The 17,426-nt window shown below is 69.2% G+C and carries 17 protein-coding genes; 5 read left to right on the forward strand and 12 right to left on the reverse strand.

What is annotated here, in order from left to right:
* Nucleotide 1: 1 nt before the first annotated feature.
* Nucleotides 2-808, forward strand: a complete 807-nt coding sequence (locus tag FB475_RS35220) for a MerR family transcriptional regulator (RefSeq protein WP_141862636.1) — start codon at nucleotides 2-4, stop codon at nucleotides 806-808.
* On the opposite strand, the gene FB475_RS35225 is transcribed toward FB475_RS35220, so the two are convergent.
* Nucleotides 782-3,634, reverse strand: coding sequence for an FAD-binding and (Fe-S)-binding domain-containing protein (locus FB475_RS35225; RefSeq protein ID WP_141862638.1), 2,853 nt, complete (start codon nucleotides 3,632-3,634; stop codon nucleotides 782-784). The two genes, FB475_RS35220 and FB475_RS35225, sit on opposite strands and share 27 nt — an antisense overlap.
* Before the next feature lie 45 nt (nucleotides 3,635-3,679).
* Between FB475_RS35225 and FB475_RS35230 the strand changes: the two genes are divergently transcribed.
* The gene (locus FB475_RS35230) at nucleotides 3,680-4,387 is read left to right on the forward strand and encodes a maleate cis-trans isomerase family protein (protein WP_141862640.1); all 708 of its coding nucleotides are present in this window, start codon (nucleotides 3,680-3,682) and stop codon (nucleotides 4,385-4,387) included.
* Here FB475_RS35230 and FB475_RS35235 read toward each other — a convergent pair.
* On the reverse strand, nucleotides 4,384-5,094 hold the full coding sequence (locus tag FB475_RS35235; RefSeq protein WP_185759577.1) for a TetR/AcrR family transcriptional regulator: 711 nt from the start codon (nucleotides 5,092-5,094) through the stop codon (nucleotides 4,384-4,386). The genes FB475_RS35230 and FB475_RS35235 overlap by 4 nt on opposite strands.
* 100 nt (nucleotides 5,095-5,194) lie before the next feature.
* Between FB475_RS35235 and FB475_RS35240 the strand changes: the two genes are divergently transcribed.
* A complete protein-coding gene (locus FB475_RS35240) occupies nucleotides 5,195-6,637 on the forward strand; it encodes a DHA2 family efflux MFS transporter permease subunit (RefSeq protein ID WP_141862644.1) in 1,443 nt (480 codons plus the stop codon).
* A 51-nt stretch (nucleotides 6,638-6,688) separates the two neighbouring features.
* Here FB475_RS35240 and FB475_RS35245 read toward each other — a convergent pair whose 3' ends face one another.
* The 3 genes from FB475_RS35245 to FB475_RS35255 form a co-directional block, all read right to left on the reverse strand.
* Complete coding sequence (locus FB475_RS35245; protein WP_141862646.1) at nucleotides 6,689-7,045, reverse strand: HesB/IscA family protein; 357 nt, start codon at nucleotides 7,043-7,045, stop codon at nucleotides 6,689-6,691.
* Nucleotides 7,046-7,195: 150 nt separating this feature from the next.
* Nucleotides 7,196-8,290: a glycerate kinase family protein gene (locus FB475_RS35250; RefSeq protein WP_141862648.1), complete on the reverse strand. Its 1,095-nt coding sequence runs from the start codon at nucleotides 8,288-8,290 to the stop codon at nucleotides 7,196-7,198.
* 24 nt (nucleotides 8,291-8,314) lie between these two features.
* Entirely contained in the window at nucleotides 8,315-8,917 is a 603-nt protein-coding gene (locus FB475_RS35255) for a nucleotidyltransferase family protein (RefSeq protein WP_141862649.1), read from the reverse strand.
* Between the two features lie 82 nt (nucleotides 8,918-8,999).
* Between FB475_RS35255 and nadA the strand changes: the two genes are divergently transcribed.
* The gene (gene nadA, locus FB475_RS35260) at nucleotides 9,000-10,181 is read left to right on the forward strand and encodes a quinolinate synthase NadA (protein ID WP_141862651.1); all 1,182 of its coding nucleotides are present in this window, start codon (nucleotides 9,000-9,002) and stop codon (nucleotides 10,179-10,181) included.
* Here the strand turns inward: nadA and FB475_RS35265 are convergent, their stop codons facing one another.
* Genes FB475_RS35265 through FB475_RS35295 form a run of 7 tightly spaced genes read right to left on the reverse strand, consistent with a single transcriptional unit; the run spans nucleotide 10,182 to nucleotide 15,538 of the window.
* Complete coding sequence (locus FB475_RS35265; RefSeq protein ID WP_141862653.1) at nucleotides 10,182-11,051, reverse strand: alpha/beta fold hydrolase; 870 nt, start codon at nucleotides 11,049-11,051, stop codon at nucleotides 10,182-10,184.
* A 15-nt stretch (nucleotides 11,052-11,066) separates the two neighbouring features.
* Nucleotides 11,067-11,444, reverse strand: a complete 378-nt coding sequence (locus FB475_RS35270; RefSeq protein ID WP_141862655.1) for a VOC family protein — start codon at nucleotides 11,442-11,444, stop codon at nucleotides 11,067-11,069.
* A 55-nt stretch (nucleotides 11,445-11,499) separates the two neighbouring features.
* Nucleotides 11,500-12,687, reverse strand: coding sequence for a glycosyltransferase (locus tag FB475_RS35275; RefSeq protein WP_141862657.1), 1,188 nt, complete (start codon nucleotides 12,685-12,687; stop codon nucleotides 11,500-11,502).
* Nucleotides 12,687-13,103, reverse strand: coding sequence for an FAD synthase family protein (locus tag FB475_RS35280; RefSeq protein ID WP_141862659.1), 417 nt, complete (start codon nucleotides 13,101-13,103; stop codon nucleotides 12,687-12,689). Before FB475_RS35280 ends, FB475_RS35275 begins: the two co-directional genes overlap by 1 nt.
* Entirely contained in the window at nucleotides 13,100-13,825 is a 726-nt protein-coding gene (locus FB475_RS35285) for a CDP-alcohol phosphatidyltransferase family protein (RefSeq protein WP_141862661.1), read from the reverse strand. The genes FB475_RS35280 and FB475_RS35285 overlap by 4 nt, the downstream gene beginning before the upstream one ends.
* The gene (locus FB475_RS35290; RefSeq protein ID WP_238332636.1) at nucleotides 13,822-14,259 is read right to left on the reverse strand and encodes an adenylyltransferase/cytidyltransferase family protein; all 438 of its coding nucleotides are present in this window, start codon (nucleotides 14,257-14,259) and stop codon (nucleotides 13,822-13,824) included. Before FB475_RS35290 ends, FB475_RS35285 begins: the two co-directional genes overlap by 4 nt.
* Before the next feature lie 55 nt (nucleotides 14,260-14,314).
* Nucleotides 14,315-15,538, reverse strand: a complete 1,224-nt coding sequence (locus tag FB475_RS35295) for a glycosyltransferase (RefSeq protein WP_141862664.1) — start codon at nucleotides 15,536-15,538, stop codon at nucleotides 14,315-14,317.
* A 73-nt stretch (nucleotides 15,539-15,611) separates the two neighbouring features.
* Between FB475_RS35295 and FB475_RS35300 the strand changes: the two genes are divergently transcribed.
* Nucleotides 15,612-17,321, forward strand: a complete 1,710-nt coding sequence (locus FB475_RS35300; protein ID WP_238332637.1) for a right-handed parallel beta-helix repeat-containing protein — start codon at nucleotides 15,612-15,614, stop codon at nucleotides 17,319-17,321.
* The last annotated feature ends 105 nt before the right edge of the window (nucleotides 17,322-17,426 follow it).

Consider the following 17,426-nt stretch of genomic DNA (forward strand, 5'->3'; position numbering starts at 1 on the left):
CATGTTCGCGATCGGTGAGTTCGCCCGCCACGGCCGGGTGTCGATTCGGATGCTGCGGCACTACGATGCGATCGGCCTGCTGCGACCGGCGCACGTCGATCCCGCGACCGGGTACCGCAGCTACACCGCGGCCCAGCTCGCCGACCTGAACCGGATCGTCGCGCTGAAGGATCTCGGTTTCTCCCTCGATCAGGTCGCCACGATGATCGCCGGCGATCCGAGCCCGGCCGAACTCCGTACGATGCTCACCCTGCGGCGTGCGCAGCTCGAGACGGCCGTTGCCGAGAGCAACGCCCGGCTCGCGCAGGTCGAGGCCCGGCTGCGCGGCCTGGAGGCCGAGATCCCGGCCGCGGACATCATCGTCAAAGAATTGCCCGCCGTACGACTCGTCGGTCTGACCGCGACCGCCGCGAGCTTCACGCCCGACGACATCACGCCCGTCGTCCACCCGCTCTGCGCGGAACTCGGCCGACGTCTTCCGGACTCCGACGTACGACCCGCCGGCCGCCTCACCTGCCTGTACGAACAAGCCGACGAGATCGTCGTACGGGCGACCGTACCTGCTGCGGTCGATGCCGGAGGCAACCTCAACGGCCTCGAAGTCCTCGACCTGCCGGGGATCCGGGCGGCGACCCTGGTACATCGCGGCCCGATCGACCAGGTCCTGCCGTCCTGGCAGGCCCTTGCCCGCTGGCTCGAAGAGAACGACCGGAGCGCCGCCGAACCGGCCCGCGAGCTCTACCTCGACACCCCGGAGGATCCGGCCGGCTGGGTCACCGAACTACAGCAGCCGTTCCTCACCGCGTGAATCCAGCTCTCGGGCAAGAATCCTGGCCAGGTGCTCCGCTGCGCGTGGAGTGCCCTGGGAGATCTGGGTGCGACAGCTGAAGCCGTCGGCGAGCACGGTTGTTGTCGCCGGCAACGAGCGGACCGCGGGCAGCAGGGTACGTTCGCCGACCGCCTTCGAGATCTCGTAGTGGTCGCGTTCGAGGCCGAAGTTGCCGGCCAGGCCGCAACAGCCCGGCGCCGCGAGCTCGACGTCGATGCCGGCCGCCGCCATCACCTTTTGGTCCGCGTCGAAGCCGAGCACGGCGTGCTGATGACAGTGCGGTTGGACGAACGCCGCTCCCCCGATCCGCGGGGGTTGCCAGCCTGACTCGACAAGAACCTCCGAGAACGTCCGCGTGTTGGCCGCCAGCGATCCGGCCAGCGGATTGCCGGCGATCAGAGCAGGCCCGTCCTGGCGGAGAGCCGCCGTACAGCTGGGTTCGAGGCCGACGATCGGCGTGCCCGCGGCGAGCTCGGGAGCGAGCGTGGCGAGCGATCGGCTGAGGACCCGGCGGGCGGTCGTGAGCTGCCCGGTCGAGATCCAGGTCAGGCCGCAGCAGACCGGCTTGCCGGGCAGCACGACCTCGTGTCCTGCCGCCTCGAGGACGGCAACGGCATCCCGGCCGATCTCCGGCGCGAAGAAGTTGGTGAGCGTGTCCGGCCACAACACCACCCGCCGGCCACCGGCGCTCGGCGGCTTGCGGCTCGTGAACCAGTCCGTGAAGCTCTGCGCCGCGAAGGACGGGACGTCTCGTTCAGGGGCGATTCCACCGAGTCGCTTGGCGACCGGCAGCCCGGCCAACCGGTTGGCGACGGTCGGCGCCCGCGACGCGATCCGCGACCAGAGCGGCAGCCAGCCCATCGACCAGTGCGACATCGGACGCGCCCACGGACGGCCCGCGTAGTGGTGATGGGTGAACTCGGCCTTGTAGGTCGCCATGTCGACGTTGACCGGGCAGTCGGACAGACAGCCCTTGCAGGACAGGCAGAGGTCGAGGCCATCGCGTACCTCGGTCGATCGCCAGCCGTCGGTGATCAGGTCGCCCTGCAACATCTCCCAGAGCAGGTGCGCCCGCCCGCGGGTCGAATGCTTTTCCTCGCGCGTCACCTGGTAGCTCGGGCACATCACGCTGCCCGACGTCTGCCGGCACTTGCCGATCCCGACACAGCGTCGTTGCGCCTGCGCGAAGTCGTGCCCGTCGTCCGGGTACCCGAAGATCGTCGGCAACCGGCGATCCTTCGCCGGGCCGTCGTGCCGGATCGCCGCATCGAGCGGCGGCGGGTCGACGATCATCCCCGGGTTCATCACCGTGGCCGGATCCCAGATCCGCTTGAGCTCGGCGAACAGCGCCACCCCGTCGGCGCCGTACATCTTCGCGAGCAGCTCGCTGCGGGCCCGCCCGTCGCCGTGTTCGCCGGACACCGATCCACCGAGCCCCACGACCAGGTCCGCGGCCTGCTCGACGAACTCCCGGTACGTCGCGATTCCCCGCGAGCTCAGCAGATCGAAGTCGATCCGCAGGTGCATGCAGCCCTCGCCGAAGTGCCCGTACGAAGCACCCGACAAGCCGTGCCGCCCGAGCAGTTCGTCGAGCCCGCGCAGGTACGCACCCAGACGTTCCGGCGGTACGGCGGCGTCCTCCCAGCCGCCCCACGCTTCCGCCCCGTCCGCGCGGCGGGTCGCGAGTCCCGCGGCGTCGGTACGGCACCGCCACAAGACGGCCTGTGCCCTCGGATCGGTCACCAGTGCACCGGTCGCGCCGGAATCCTGCAACTCCTCGAGCATCGCACCCGCACGGGCAGCCGCGGTCGCGGGGTCGTCGCCGCCGATCTCGACGAGCAGCCAGGCCTTCCCGTCCGGGAGCCCGGCGTGGACCGCGGCGTCGCGGACCTCGGTCGGCAGCCGGTGGACGAGTTCGTCGTTGATCGATTCCATCGTCAGCGGCGCGTGCCGCAGTACGACCGGCACGCAGTCCGCCGAGCTGATCGAGTCGGCGAACCCGAGTACACAGAGAACCCTTGCCTTGGGCAACTCGACCAGCCGGACGGTCGCCCGGAGCGTGGCCGCCAGTCCGCCCTCGCTGCCGGACAGCAGGCCGGCCACGTTGTAGTCGCCGACCAGCCGGTGCAAGGCGTACCCGGAGATCTGCCGGCTGAACTGCCCGAACCGCCGGCGGATCAGCAGCTCGTGACGATCCGCGAACGACTGGAGCGCGCGGTGCAGTTCTCCCTCGGAGCCGGGTCGCGCCGCCGCGACCGCACGATCGGCGGAGGCGTCGACGGTCAGCAGAGTCCCGTTGGCCGCGATCAGGTCGAGGGATCGCAGATTGTCCGCCGTCGTACCCCAGGCGACCGAGTGCGCGCCGCAGGCGTTGTTCGCGATCATGCCGCCCAGCGTCGCCCGGCTCCCCGACGACGGGTCGGCCCCGAACGCGAGCCCGTACGGTTTCACCGCCGCCAGCAGGTCGGTCAGTACGACGCCCGGCTCGACCACCGCGGTACGCCCGACCGGGTCGATGTCGAGGATCCGGTTCACGTGCCGTGAGGCGTCGACGACCACGCCGCCGATCGCGTTGCCCGCCATCGACGTACCGCCACCGCGCAGCACTACGGGCGCCCCGGCCGCTGCGGTCAGGGCCACCGCCGCGGCCAGGTCGTCGGCATCGGCCGGTACGACGACCAGGTCGGGCACGGCGCGATAGTTCGAGCCGTCCGCGGCGTACAGCGCCCGGGTCCCGGGATCGTCCCTGACCGTGCCCCGGAGTTCGTGACGCAGCGTTTCGAGCAGCCGCTCTGGGGTTAGCATTGCCGACAATCTACCCAGCCGGTGCGGCTCGAGCCAGGAGGTCCGATGGTCACGGTGGGCCTGCTGTATCCCGGACACAGCGCCGAGGACGACTACCAGGCGCTCGCGGCGAGGCTGAACGGCGAGGTCAGGTTGCCGGTCGTGACCACCTCGGTGGGCGAGGACGCGCACCGGGTGGACGCGCTCCTCGACCTCGGCCGGGCCGAGCGGCTGGCCGAGGGCGCGGTGCAGCTCAAGCAGGAGCAGCCGGACTCGGTGATGTGGGCGTGCACGTCGGGCAGTTTCGTGTTCGGCCGGGAGGGTGCCAACATCCAGGCAGGCGGGCTCGCTCAGGCGGTCGGCGTACCGGCATCGTCCACGTCGATCGCGTTCGTGGACGCCTGCAAGTCGCTGGAGATCTACCAGGTCGCCGTCGCCGCGTCGTACCCGGAGGACATCACGCAGCACTTCGTCCGGTTCCTGGCCGCGGCCGGCATCGAGGTGGTGTCGACGGGCAGCAACGGGATCCTCACCGCGGCCGAGGTCGCCATGCTGACGGCCGACCAGGTGATCGACATGGTGAACGCCGCCGACCACCCGGATGCCGAGGCGGTGCTGGTGCCCGACACCGCGATGCATACGCTCGCGATCGTCGACGACCTGGAGCTCGCGACCGGCAAGACCGTGCTGACGGCCAACCAGGTGACGGTGTGGAAGGGCCTCGACCTCGTCGGGCCCGTCCCGTCGCTGCCAGATCTCGGGATGTTGTTCTAGGTCCGGTCGGCCAGCGCGGCCAGGCCCGCGGTGATGACCGTGATACCGAATTCGAAACGCTCGTCTCCGCTGGCCCCGGACGTCAACGGGCCGGCGAGAGCCACCACCAACGGGAACCGGTCGGCCGGCTGCTCGGCGAGGAACGTCCGCAGACCGTTCACGAACTCCTCGACGTCCTGAGGCGTCCAGTCCGACGCGCTCTGCACCGTCTCCTCGAAGGCCACGGCGGTGACGTAGAGCGGAATCAGGTCGACGGCCCACGCCGCCGCTTGGTCCGGAAGGTTGCCGGCCTTCAGCAAGGTCAGCATCCGCTCGGTGGTCTGCAGCGCCCGCTCCCCCAGCGGCACCGCGCCGATCGCGGCCCGTGCCACCCCTGGGTTGGCCCGCATCGCCCGGAGCATCTCGCGCATCAGCGCCTTGAGCTGCTCCTGCCAACGCGTCGGATCGACCGGCTCGTCGAACACCATCTGGGCGTTGGCCCGCTCGACCAGGAGCTGATCGAGCTCCCGCTTGTTCGCCACGTGGGCATAGAGCGAGGCCGGCCCGGTCTTGAGCTCCTGCGCGACCTTGCGCATCGAGACCCCGTCGTACCCCTCCTTGCGGAGCACCTCCATCGCCGCGTCGACGATCCGCTCCCGGGTGAGCGGTGCCTTGCGCTCGCGGACGGGCTTGGCGGGAGAGATCGGCTGCCACGGGGATTGACTCATGCGACCACTGTAGCGAACACCGTACTTGACACGAACACTGTTCGTAGATAGAACAGTGTTCGTCAACGAACACCGTTCGAAAACTACAAAGGGGGCACTTATGAGCACCACACTCGAAACAGACACCACGACCACGCCACGCGGTACGCCGTACCGCTGGCGCTGGCTCGTGCTTGCGACCATCCTGATCGCCGAGATCATGGACCTGGTCGACTCGACGATCGTCAACATCGCGGCACCGTCGATCCGGGCCGAGCTCGGCGGCTCGGAGTCGGCGATGCAGTGGATGCTGGCCGGTTACACGCTGGCGTTCGCGATCGGCCTGATCACCTTCGGCCGGCTCGGCGACCTGGTCGGCCGCCGGCGGCTGTTCGTGATCGGCGCCCTCGGCTTCACGGTCGCGTCCGCGGTCTGCGGGCTGGCCACCAGCCCGGAACTGCTGATCGGCAGCCGGGTCGCGCAGGGCCTGCTCGGCGCGGTGATGATTCCGCAAGGCTTCGCGATCGCGAAGTCGATCTTCCCGCCGGACGAGCTCGGCAAGGCGTTCGGCATGTTCGGCCCGGTGATGGGACTGTCCGCGGTCGCGGGCCCGATCCTGGCCGGCGTACTGATCGACGCCAACTGGTTCGACGCCGGCTGGCGGACGATCTTCTTCATCAACGTGCCGATCGGCGCCGCCGCGTTGGTCGGTGCACTGCGCTTCATGCCCGAGGTCAAGACACCCGGCGCGACCCGGCTCGACACGATCGGCGTACTACTGGTCAGCGCAGCGTCAGGCCTGCTGATCTACCCACTCGTCCAGGGCCGCGAGCTCGGCTGGCCGCTGTGGACGATCCTCATGCTGGCAAGCTCGCTCCTCGTCTTCGCCCTGTTCGGCTGGCGGGAGCGCCGGTCCGGCAACCCGGTCATCGACCCGTCACTGTTCCGCAGCCGTGGGTACGTCCCCGGCCTCGGCGTGATCACCACGTTCTTCCTCGCGATGAACGGCTTCATGCTGGTCTTCAACCTGTTCACCCAGCTCGGTCTGCACTACAGCCCGCTCAAGGCAGGCCTCGCGATGGTGCCGTTCTCACTCGGGATCGCGATCGGCGCACCGGTGTCCGCCGCGCTGCTCGCCCCGAAGCTCGGCCGCAAGGCGCTGCAGCTCGGCGTCGCGGTGATGACACTGGCGATGGCCGGCGTCTGGTTCACCCTGCACACGTACGGCGACGCGACCACGATCTGGAACCTGGTCCCCGCGACCCTCGCCACCGGCATCGGCGCCGGCCTGGTGTTCGCGCCACTCTTCGACATCATCCTGGCGTCCGTCGACGACCAGGCCGCGGGATCGGCGTCCGGCGTACTCACCGCCATGCAGCAGTACGGCGGAGCGATCGGCATCGCCGTGATCGGCACGATCTTCTTCCAGCTGCTGCCGGCGCACGCGTTCCTGGGCGCCACCAAGACCTCGGTCCTGGTCGCGATCGGCTTGTTCATCGTCAGCCTGGCGGTGACGTTCCTGCTCCCGAAGCGCGCTCGCGAGGAGAGCGTCAGCCATGCCTGACATGCCGAAGCCCCTGGTCACCGTGCCGGCGGCCAGGGGCTCCGGAGTAACTCAGTTGAACGAGTCGCCGCAGGCGCAGGAGCCGGTGGCGTTCGGGTTGTCGATCGTGAAGCCCTGCTTCTCGATCGTGTCGACGAAGTCGATCGTCGCACCCTTCAGGTACGGCGCGCTCATCCGGTCGGTGACGACGCTCACACCGCCGAAGTCGGCCACCACGTCGCCGTCGAGCTGACGCTCGTCGAAGAACAGCTGGTACCGCAGCCCGGAGCACCCACCCGGCTGAACGGCGACCCGCAGCGCGAGGTCGTCGCGGCCTTCCTGGTCGAGCAGCGCCTTCACCTTCGAGGCGGCTCCGTCGGTGAGGAGAACACCCGTCGCCGTAGCCTGCTCGGTCTGCGCTTCAGTCATTCCTGACTCCAGTCATCTACTCAAGTGCCTACGCTCGAACTCCGTCGGCACGGAAGTCTCTTGTCAGCACAGGACAACAGCTGCCGTCCCGCGCTCATTCCCATGGTCGCACACCAATTTCACAGATCAACCATCCCGCCCGCTGCGCGGTCAGCGGGCCCAGGTCCGGGCGACGCGCTCGGCGACCGTGGCGAGGGAGCCGTGCGCGTCGGCGAACGCCTGTTCCTCACCGACCGCGTCGACCAGCGCGTACGCGGACTCGACGCCCATCGAACGCATCTCCCGGGAGCCGATCAGCACCTTACCGGCGAGTACGACACACGGCCGCATCGCGTCGTTCGCCACCTTCGCTACGCCGGCGATCACCTTGCCGTCGCGCGACTGGAAGTCGAACGCACCCTCGCCGCTGATCACCAGATCCACCTGCGACGCCTTCTGCTTCAGCCCGGTCAGCTCGGCCACCAGGTCGATCCCGGAGACCCGCTCGGCACCGAGCAGCAGCAGCGCGTACCCGAGCCCGCCCGCGGCACCCGCACCCTTCTGGTCGGCGGTCTTCCGGTCGGCCAGCTCCGCGAAATGCGTCAGCCACCCGTCCACCACGGGCTTCCGTTCGTCCGGGATCCCCTTCTGCGCCCCGAACACGCTGGTCGCGCCCCGCAGCCCGAGCATCGGATTCTCGACATCACTCGCCGCCACGAACTCGATACCCCTAACCCGCTCACGAGCTGGGGCCAGGTCGACGGAGGTCAGCGTGGCGAGCCCGGCCGCGCCGGCATCCAGCCCACCCGACTCGGCTGTCGCGCCGAGGGCAGCGAGGAGGCCGGCGCCCGCGTCGTTCGTGCCCGAGCCGCCGAGGCCGAGGATGATCCGCTTCGCGCCGGCGTCCACGGCCGCGGTGATCAGCTGGCCGACGCCGTACGTCGACGCATCCTCCGGGCGCCGGTTCTTCGGCTCCACCAGATGCAGCCCGCAGGCTTGAGCGGTCTCGACGTACGCCGTCTCTCCCGCCAGCAGCACCGTCGCCGGGGTCTCGTCGCCGAGCGGCCCGCGGACCGTGACGGACAGCAACTTCCCGTCCACGACCGCCGACAGTACGTCGATGAATCCGGGCCCGCCGTCGGCCATCGGCGCCACCAGCACCTCGGCCTCGGGGTCGCGCCGCCGCCAGCCTTCCTCGATCGCCGCCGCCGCCTCCACAGCCGTCAACGTCCCCGCGAACTTGTCCGGCGCAATCAGAATCCGCATACGCACATCCTCCCCCACACCGCGCTACCCACCCGACCCCTGTCCACCGGCACCGTGTCCTGCGGGAAGGCGGTCTGGCGTGTCGACGTCTGCTCCGTCGGCAATGTCCGCGCATTCCACCAAGTTGGCGCGGTGCGACCGCAAGTACGTGCGGGCGCCTTCGTCGCCTCGCGCCGAGGCGAGCACCGCGTTCCAGTGATCCCGCCCGATCGTCACCGGATGTCCCGGAGCCCCGTCGTACGTCGCCCGAACCAGGACCCCCGCACCAGCCCGGGACATCACCCGCTGCACAGCTGCAACGGTCAACCCCGGAACGTCCACCGGCACAACCACAACCGCCTCCGCCGGACTGGACTCCAGGTGGGTCAGACCCGTGCGGAGGGAGGCGCTCATGCCCTCGGGCCAGTCGACTGCTTCTACGACCTCGACCGGTTCGGAGGTCAGTGAAGCTCGGGCTGTTTCGGCGGCGGCGCCCACTACGACAACTACCGGAGTGCAGCCGGCTTCCGCGAGGAGGCGGGCGGTGCGGACCACCCACGGCACGCCGGACGGGTCGCGGATGAGGGCCTTGGGGGTGCCCATGCGGTGACCGGCGCCCGCGGCCAGGAGCAGGCCTGCGATCTTCACAGCGGCAGCGTACTGATTTCACAGTTCGGGCAGTGACGTCCACCACGCGGTGTCCGGCGAGACGCGTGGGAGCATGTCTGCCGTGACGACGATCGCAGACGGCTCGAAGTCCCTTCCGTTGCTGTTTCTGGGGCAGAACACGGACCCGCACTCCGAGCGCGGCGTCGAGTGCCCGGGCGCGCTCCCGCCGGCGTCCGACCCGGATCTGGTGGAGCGGGCGCTGACGGCGAAGGCGGCGCTCGGCGACCAGGTGTTCGTGCTCGGGCACCACTACCAGCGCGACGAGGTGATCCAGTTCGCGGACGTCACCGGTGACTCGTTCAAGCTGGCCCGGGACGCGGCGGCCCGCCCGGACGCGCCGTACATCGTGTTCTGCGGGGTGCACTTCATGGCCGAGTCGGCCGACATCCTCACCAACGACCAGCAGACCGTGATCCTCCCGGACCTCGCGGCCGGCTGCTCGATGGCGGACATGGCCCGGATCCAGCAGGTCGAGGCGGCCTGGGACGCGCTGGCCGACGCCGGCGTCGCCGATGTCACGGTGCCCGTGACGTACATGAACTCGAGCGCCGACATCAAGGCGTTCTGCGGCCGCCACGGCGGTGTCGTGTGTACGTCGAGCAACGCCGAAACCGCGCTGAACTGGGCGTTCGAGCAGGGCGAGAAGGTGCTGTTCCTCCCCGATCAGCACCTCGGCCGCAACACCGCCGTACTGCAGCTGGGCATGTCGCTCGAGGACTGCGTGGTGTACGACCCGCACAAGCCGGGCGGCGGCCTGACCAAGGAGCAACTCGCGGCGGCGAAGATGATCCTGTGGCGCGGGCACTGCTCGGTCCACGGCCGCTTCACCGCCGAGTCGGTCGACGACGTCCGCTCCCGGGTGCCAGGGGTGAACGTGATCGTCCATCCCGAGTGCCGCCACGAGGTCGTCACGAAGGCCGACCAGGTGGGCTCCACGGAGTACATCATCAAGGCCCTCGAAACCGCCGAGCCCGGTACGTCGTGGGCCGTCGGCACCGAGCTCAACCTGGTCCAGCGGCTGGCGAAGCAGCACCCCGAGAAGAACATCGTGTTCCTCGACAAGACGGTCTGCTACTGCGCGACGATGAACCGGATCGACCTTCCGCACTTCGTCTGGACCCTGGAGAACCTGGTCGCCGGCCACGTCGTGAACCCGATCAAGGTCGACCCCGACACCGAGCACTACGCCAAGGTCGCGCTCGACCAGATGCTCGCCCTCCCGGGCAAGACCGCCAAGGACTGATCAGAGGAAGTCGCGGAGGCTTCGGACGAGGTCTTCCGGATTGCGTTCGGCGATGTGGTGGGTGGACTTGATGCCGTGGCCCTCGACCTGCCGGCACCACGGCCGCCAGACCGCGACCACATCGCCGTAGATCTGCTCCATGTCGTCGTCGGTCGACCACAGCGCCAGAGTCGGGCATTCGATCCGGCGTCCCGCGGCCCGGTCCGCCTCGTCGTTGCCGCGGTCAACGGTCAGCCCGGCGCGGTAGTCCTCGACCATCGCGTGCACGGTCGCGGGATTGCGGATGGCGGCCAGGAAGTCGGCGTGGTTCTCCGGGCCGAGTGCCTGCGGCGAATTCGTCGTCCACGCGTTGTACCAGGTTTCCGGATCCGCGCAGATCACCCGCTCGGCCGGCTTCTCCTGCTGGGCGAAGAACCACCAGTGCCACCAGGCCGCGGCGAACTCGGCACCGCACCGCTCCAGCGCCTCGACGACCGGCACGCTGTCCATCACGACCAGCTTGCTGACCCGCTCCGGGTGGTCGAGCGCGGTGCGGTAGGCGACGTACGAACCGCGATCGTGCCCGGCGACCGCGAAGCGGTCATGCCCGAGCGCGTCCATCAGCCGTACGACGTCCAGCGCCATCGCCCGTTTCGAGTACGGCATGTGGTCCGCGTCGGTCACCGGTTTGCCCGACTGCCCGTAGCCGCGCAGATCCGGACAGACGACGGTGTACCCGGCCGCCGCGAGCCGCGGCGCCACGGCGTACCAGGTCGTATGGGTCCGCGGGTGGCCGTGCAGCAACACGACCGCGGGTCCGGTGCCGCCGTACCGCACGCGGATCCGCTGGCCCTCGAGCTCGACGTACTCCAGTACGAATTCTTCGAACACGACCCGCCTGTACCCTCAGAAGCCGGGCAGGAACAGGCAGAACAGGTGCCCGTCCGGGTCGCGCATGACCCGGACCCCTTCCGGTTGCGGCTGGTACGACTCCACGCTCGCGCCCATGCTCACCGCATGCTCCACCTCACGGTCGAGGTCGTCGACCGCGATGTCGAGATGGGCCTGCATCTGCTGGGAACCGGGTTGCTGCGGCCAGATCGGCGGGACGTGGTCCGTCTCCAACTGGAAGCTGAGGCCGGGCCTTTCCGACTCGGGAGGCCGTAGCCGGACCCACTCCGGCTCTCGGCTCACCTCGACCCACCCCAGCAGTTCCCGGTAGAAATCCGCCAGCCTGGGTGGATCCGGAGTTCCGAGGACGGTGGCAGCGAGATTCGCGGACATGGTGGCCTTTCTGTGAACGGGACCGGCACTTTTTGCAGGTACCCCGTTCCACGCCTCAGTCCGCGGGGACTTTCGCCGGCGCGTACCAGTCGGCGAGTAGGTCCGGGAGGCGGTCCGGACCCCAGCGGTCCACCGGCGTGATCCGGCCGCGCAACGACGCCAGCCCCTTCGCCAGTTCACCGACGACGTCGCCGCGCCACGGAACGCTGACGCCTTCGTCCGGGCCGACGATGACGGCCGGGCCGCCGCGGTCCACACACACCACGGGGCAGCCGGACGCGAGCGCCTCGGTGACGGCCCAGCCGGCCGCCTCGCGGAACGCCGGGGCCAGCAGCGCGTCCGCGCGAAACATCGCGGCCAGCACCTCCTCGCGCGGCAGCGCACCCATGAACTCCACCCGATCGCGCACACCCAGCTGCCACGCGAGGCTCTCGGCGCGACCCCAGTCCGGGCCGTCGCCGATGATCCGGAGCTCCCAGCCGGCCGCCTCCGAGCGGGCCAGCGCGCTGATCGCGAGCAGCACGCCCTTCCAGGGAATCAGCCGCCCGACGAACAGCGCCGTCTTCACGCCGGCGCTGAACGGTTCGTACGGCCCGGAGGCCGTGAAGCGCCGGATCGCGACGTTCGGCTGGACCACGATCTGCTGTGCGTACGGCGCGAACGCCTCCGCCACATCGTTGTTCTGGGCAACCATCAGGTCGGCGGTCTGCGCCATCCGGCGGCCGGTCAGGCGCCGCCGGGCGCCGGTGTAGGCGCGGCGTACCAGCTCCCCGAGGACGCCGCGCGCGCCGAGCCAGTGCGCCATCGACAGCGGTGCCGTCGTGGACCCGCCGACCGGTCCCCAGATCACCTTCGCCGACGACTGCTCGACCACGCCGGCGCCCATCCAGTCGACCGCGAACGTCAGGTGATGGATCACGTCGAACGAGTGCCGCGCGTGCAGCTCCCGCGCCGTACGGCGAGCCAGCCCCTGCCACAGCGGGTAGTACCAGTACACGTCCGAAGGCCGCCGCCGGAGCCGGAGGATCCACCGCGGCAGCTCCAGCGGTACGACGGTCAGCCCGGGCACCGGCCGGGCCGCGAGCTCCTCGTGGATCTCGTGCACGAACTTGCCCCGGGTCAGCAGCCACACGTCGTGGTCGCGCGCCGCGGCCTTCGCCCACGCCCACCCCGCGCCCGGCTCCGACCCGCCCGACGGCCGGCAGGCGTACGCGCTGAGCAATACCTTCGGCCGGTCAGGCATCAGCTCATCCCCTCCAGAAGCCTCCGCAGATCGGTGCTCGAGGTGGAGGCGGTGTACGGGAAGTAGTGCACCTGTGCGCCGACCTCACCCAGCAACCGTTCCAGTCTGGTCCCCTTTTCGGTTCCCTTCCAGTCATCCCCTTTGAACAGGATGTCGTACCGCAGCTGCTGCCACATCTCGAACTTGTCGCTGGACCAGTCGCTGACCACGTCGTCGACCAGGTCGAGCGCCCGGATCACGTCCATCCGTTCCTGGTGCGGCACGACCGGCGGGCGGCCCTTGATCCGCGCCACCACGTCGTCCTCGACGACGCCGGCGATCAGGTGGTCGCAGTGCTCCCGGGCCCGGCGGAGGATGTTCAGGTGGCCGATGTGGAACATGTCGTACACCCCGGGCGCGTAGCCGACGATCGTCACGCCTGAACCCCCAGGACGGACATCTCGCGGTACCACTTCCCGACCGCGGCGGCCAGGAACAGCAGGTTCAGCACGAGCAGAGCGCCGTACAGCACGACGAAGACCGCCGGGGTGCCGAAGGCAAGGAAGACCAGGCAGAGGACGCCGTAGTCGGTCGGTGCGATCAGCAACGACTTGACCACGGAATCCCCGCGCTCGTTGGGTTTCGCGGCCGCGCCGTGCCGGCGGCGGAGCTGGTCGATCAGGATCAGCCCGAAGAACAGTACCGACGACATGCAGACGTAGGCCAGCGGGACGAGCAGTACGAGATGATTGCTGAAGGCATCGAAGCGGTAGAACGAGATCAGTACGGCGCTGTGCAGCAGCACGATCTTCACCGCGTCGATCATGTGGTCGAGCCACTCCCCCAACGGCGAGCCGCCGCCGCGCAACCGGGCCAGTTGCCCGTCGGCGGAGTCCAGCCCGTACCCGAGGACGAGCAGTGCGGTCACCAGCAGGGCGAGCCACCACGACGGCCGAACGGTTGCCACCAGCACGATCCCGACCAGCGAGCAGAATCCGGATGCCAGGCTGACCTGGTTCGGCGTCCGTCCTGCTAGGTACGCCGCAGCGGCGAACACCCGGCCGATCCGGCGATTAACGAATCGCGAGTACGCCGGCGTACCGGCCGACGGCTTCTGCGCCTGGGAGAGTCGCGCGACCGTATCCCGCAGCGCGCTCATGCGACCGAGCTGCGGGACTGGCGCTGGTCGATCGCGGCGCGCAGGATCGTGCTGCGCGAGCCGCGGCCCGCCGGCAGCACGGTGATCAGCTCGGCCGGGATCCCGGACAGTTCGCCCACGCCCAGTACGCCGTCCAGACCGGTGGCGGCGAAGACGGTCTGCGCCCCCAGCACCTCGGTCAGCCAGCCAGGCTGTACGCCGTCGACGGCGACGACCTCGTCGACACAGCGCAGGTGCTCGAGGATCTGCGCCCGCTCGAGCAGCGGTACGAACGGCCGCCCGCCCCACGCGTCCAGCGCCCACTCGTCGGACAGCACCGCCACGACCAGCCGGTCACAGACCTTGCGCGCCCGCTCGAGCACGTCGATGTGCCCGACATGGAACAGGTCGAAGACTCCGGCGACGCATCCGGTGCGCGGCACACTTTCCCCCAACACGAACTCCTGCGTTCCCTGATGCCCGACGCTGCCCCCCGCGTCGGGGGTGACTTTATACCCGGGGGGCACGACCCGCCCAACGTCCCGCGCGCGACCGGTCGCGGGCGGCGTGCCGGGCGATCGCATCCGTGTAGATCCTTTCCGTGGCCACTTGGTCACGCTCCGGAGTGAAGCGCTCCAGGTAGACCTGACGGGCTCGTTCGCCGCAGGCTATCGAAGTCACGGGATCAGCCATCAACCCGATCGCCTTCCGCAGCGATTCCGGGTCGCCGGGCTCGGTCAGCGCTCCGGTCTCTCCGTCGTCGACGAGCTCGGCCAGCGCACCCAACCGGGAGGCGACCACCGGTACGCCGTGCGCGAAAGCCTCAACCACCACGAGTCCGAAGCTCTCATACGAACGAGCCGGTACGACGGCGACGCGCGCGGTTCTCAGCACATCCATGCCGGAAGCCCACGGTAGTTGACCAAGCACCTGAACGGACAGGTCTTTCCGGGCCCGTTCCTCGGCCTCCGCCCGCAATGGACCGTCACCGACGACGACGAGCCGGCCGAGCGTGGAATCCCATGCCTGCAGGAGATCGGCGAAACCCTTGTCCTCGCTCAGCCGCCCGAGGAACACCACCGCATCGCCGGGACCGGACCTGGCCGGACCTTCGTGCGGTACGGCGTGGGGCTTCACCACGAACCGCTCCGCGTCGAACCCGGCCGCCACGTACCGGTCCCGGACGAAGCCGGACGGTACGACGAACGTGTCGACGTACCGCTGCCAGGTGTGGAGCGTGTTGTGGACGCCGATGCTCGTCGCCAGCGGCAAGGTCTGCACGCGCGACTCCCGGTAGCACGCGTGCCGTACCGCGGCCAGCGGCAACTTGCCGATACACGACTCGCACGGCCGGCCGTCGCGCTGCAGGACCGCGTTGGCGCAGAGCAGCCGGAAGTTGTGCAGGGTCGCCACGACCGGGAGATCCAGCCGGTACGCCGCGCGCAGTACGGAGGCGCTGAACAACGGGAACGTGTTGTGGACGTGCACCACATCGGGCCGTTGCGCTTGCAATAGCTGTGTTAAATCGCGTTCCGCCGAAAATGACCAAACGGATCGAAACGGTAACAGTGCGCGATCTTTTCGGCCGAGATCGGCGATGTCGTCGCTGTTCCGCGCGTACAGGTCGACTTCATGTCCTGAGTTACGCAACAAATCAACCGTTTGCGCGACAACCGTGTTCTCACCACTGGGTTGACCGGTCCGGTAACGGTTGTGCAGCATGGCGACCCGCATGGCACTACCTTAAGTCCCTTGGCGATTGCTCTTGGCTACACCTGGTCTCTCGCCTGTTCCCAGGAGAAGTGCATTGAGGAAGTTGTGGTCGGTGGCGCTCGGTGCCGGAGCGCTGACGGTTGTCGCCGTTGCTGTGCCGGTGATCGCCAACGAGAACAAGGCAACGACGACGGCGAAGTTCCAGGAGTCGGAGCAGGCAGCCGGCCGGGTGCTGCCTTCGCACCGCCCCGGCAAGTCGGGCTCGACGCCTGCGCCGCGTGCGACCAAGCCGACTGCCACCTCAACTGTGCCTACCCCGTCGACGAAGCCGGGTCCGACGCGGAAGCCGACGTCCTCGACCACCACCACGACGAAACCGGTCGAGCCCAAGCTCCCCAAGCCGCCGGCGGTCAGCTCCGACGAGGCCGGACCGGCCGTCGCCGGTCCGTGCAGCGGCGTGGTGATCAAGCCGGGCCAGGACGCGGCCTCGATCGTCAACTCCAAGCCGGCCGGTACGACGTTCTGCTTCGCCGCCGGTGTGCACCGGATCAGCTCGACGATCCGGCCGAAGGCGAACCAGGTCCTCGCGAGCGCGCAGCGCGCCGTACTGACCGGGTCCGTGCCGCTGAGCGGCTGGGTCCGCTCGGGGTCGGCGTGGGTGGCCCGCGGCGCGCTGCCGGCGGCGTACGGCAAGAGCGGTCAGTGCGAGGACGACAAGGCGAACATCTGCTACCTGCGCGAGCAGCTGTTCCTGGACGGCACGCACCTGACGCGGGTCGCGAGCGCCTCGGCCGTGAAGGCGGGGACGTTCTACGCCGACTACGCAGCGAACGCGATCTATCTCGGCAGCAACCCTGTCGGGCACGACGTCGAGATGTCGAAGACCGCGACCGCGATCGAGTCGAACGCTTCCGGTGTGGTCGTCCGTGGTCTGACGATCCAGCACTTCGCCAGCGCGCCCCAGGCCGGGGCGCTCGTGTCCGGGCCGGGCTGGAAAGTGACGGCGAACGACGTCTCCTGGAACCACGCCGTCGGCGTGATGCTGGTCGATGCGGACAAGACGATCGTCGACAAGAACCTGATCCACCACAACGGACAGCTCGGCCTCGGGCAGTACAGCTCGGCCGCGGCCGACGTGACCCGGAACGTGATCAGCTCGAACAACACCGACGGCTTCTGGATCGCCGACTGGGAGTCCGGCGGGATCAAGTCCACCCGCTCGTCCGGGACCGTGAGCGGCAACGTGATCAAGGCCAACAAGGGCATCGGGATGTGGGCCGACGTCGCCGACGACGGCCGGGTGATCGCCGGCAATCAGATCGTCGGCAACGCGGCCGACGGCATCCGGTACGAGATCAGCCGCAACGGCACCATCGAGGGCAACACCGTGATGGGCAACGGGTTCGGCACCGGGCGTGGCTCGGGTACGTCGCTGTGGGACGGCGGCGGGATCAACGTGAACACCTCGACCGGTGTCACGATCAAGGACAACCGGGTCTCGGGCAACGTCAACGGCGTGACGATCCAGTCGCGGACCCGCGGCAGCGGCCCGTGGGGCACGTACCTGCTGCGCGACATCCAGGTCAGCGGCAACGTCATCGAGATGACGTCCGGCACCCAGGCGACCGGCATGGTCCAGAACTCCGGCGCCGAGGTGCCGGCCGGCGAGGTCGTGTTCAGCGGCAACAAATACGTCCTCGACAGCCTCGGCACCCAGCGCTTCGCCCGCTTCGGCACCAAACTGACCGCGGCCGGCTGGCGCCAGGCCGGCCTCGACAAGATCAGCAGCTTCCTCGCCAACTGAGCACTCGTCGCGAGGCTATCGCTTGCCTTTCGCAACATGTTTGTGCGCTACGTATTGCCATGACTACGTGACGTAGGGGTAACCTGCCTACGAAGCCGCGCCATG

This window comes from Kribbella jejuensis, assembly GCF_006715085.1.
Classification (GTDB): Bacteria; Actinomycetota; Actinomycetes; order Propionibacteriales; family Kribbellaceae; genus Kribbella; species Kribbella jejuensis.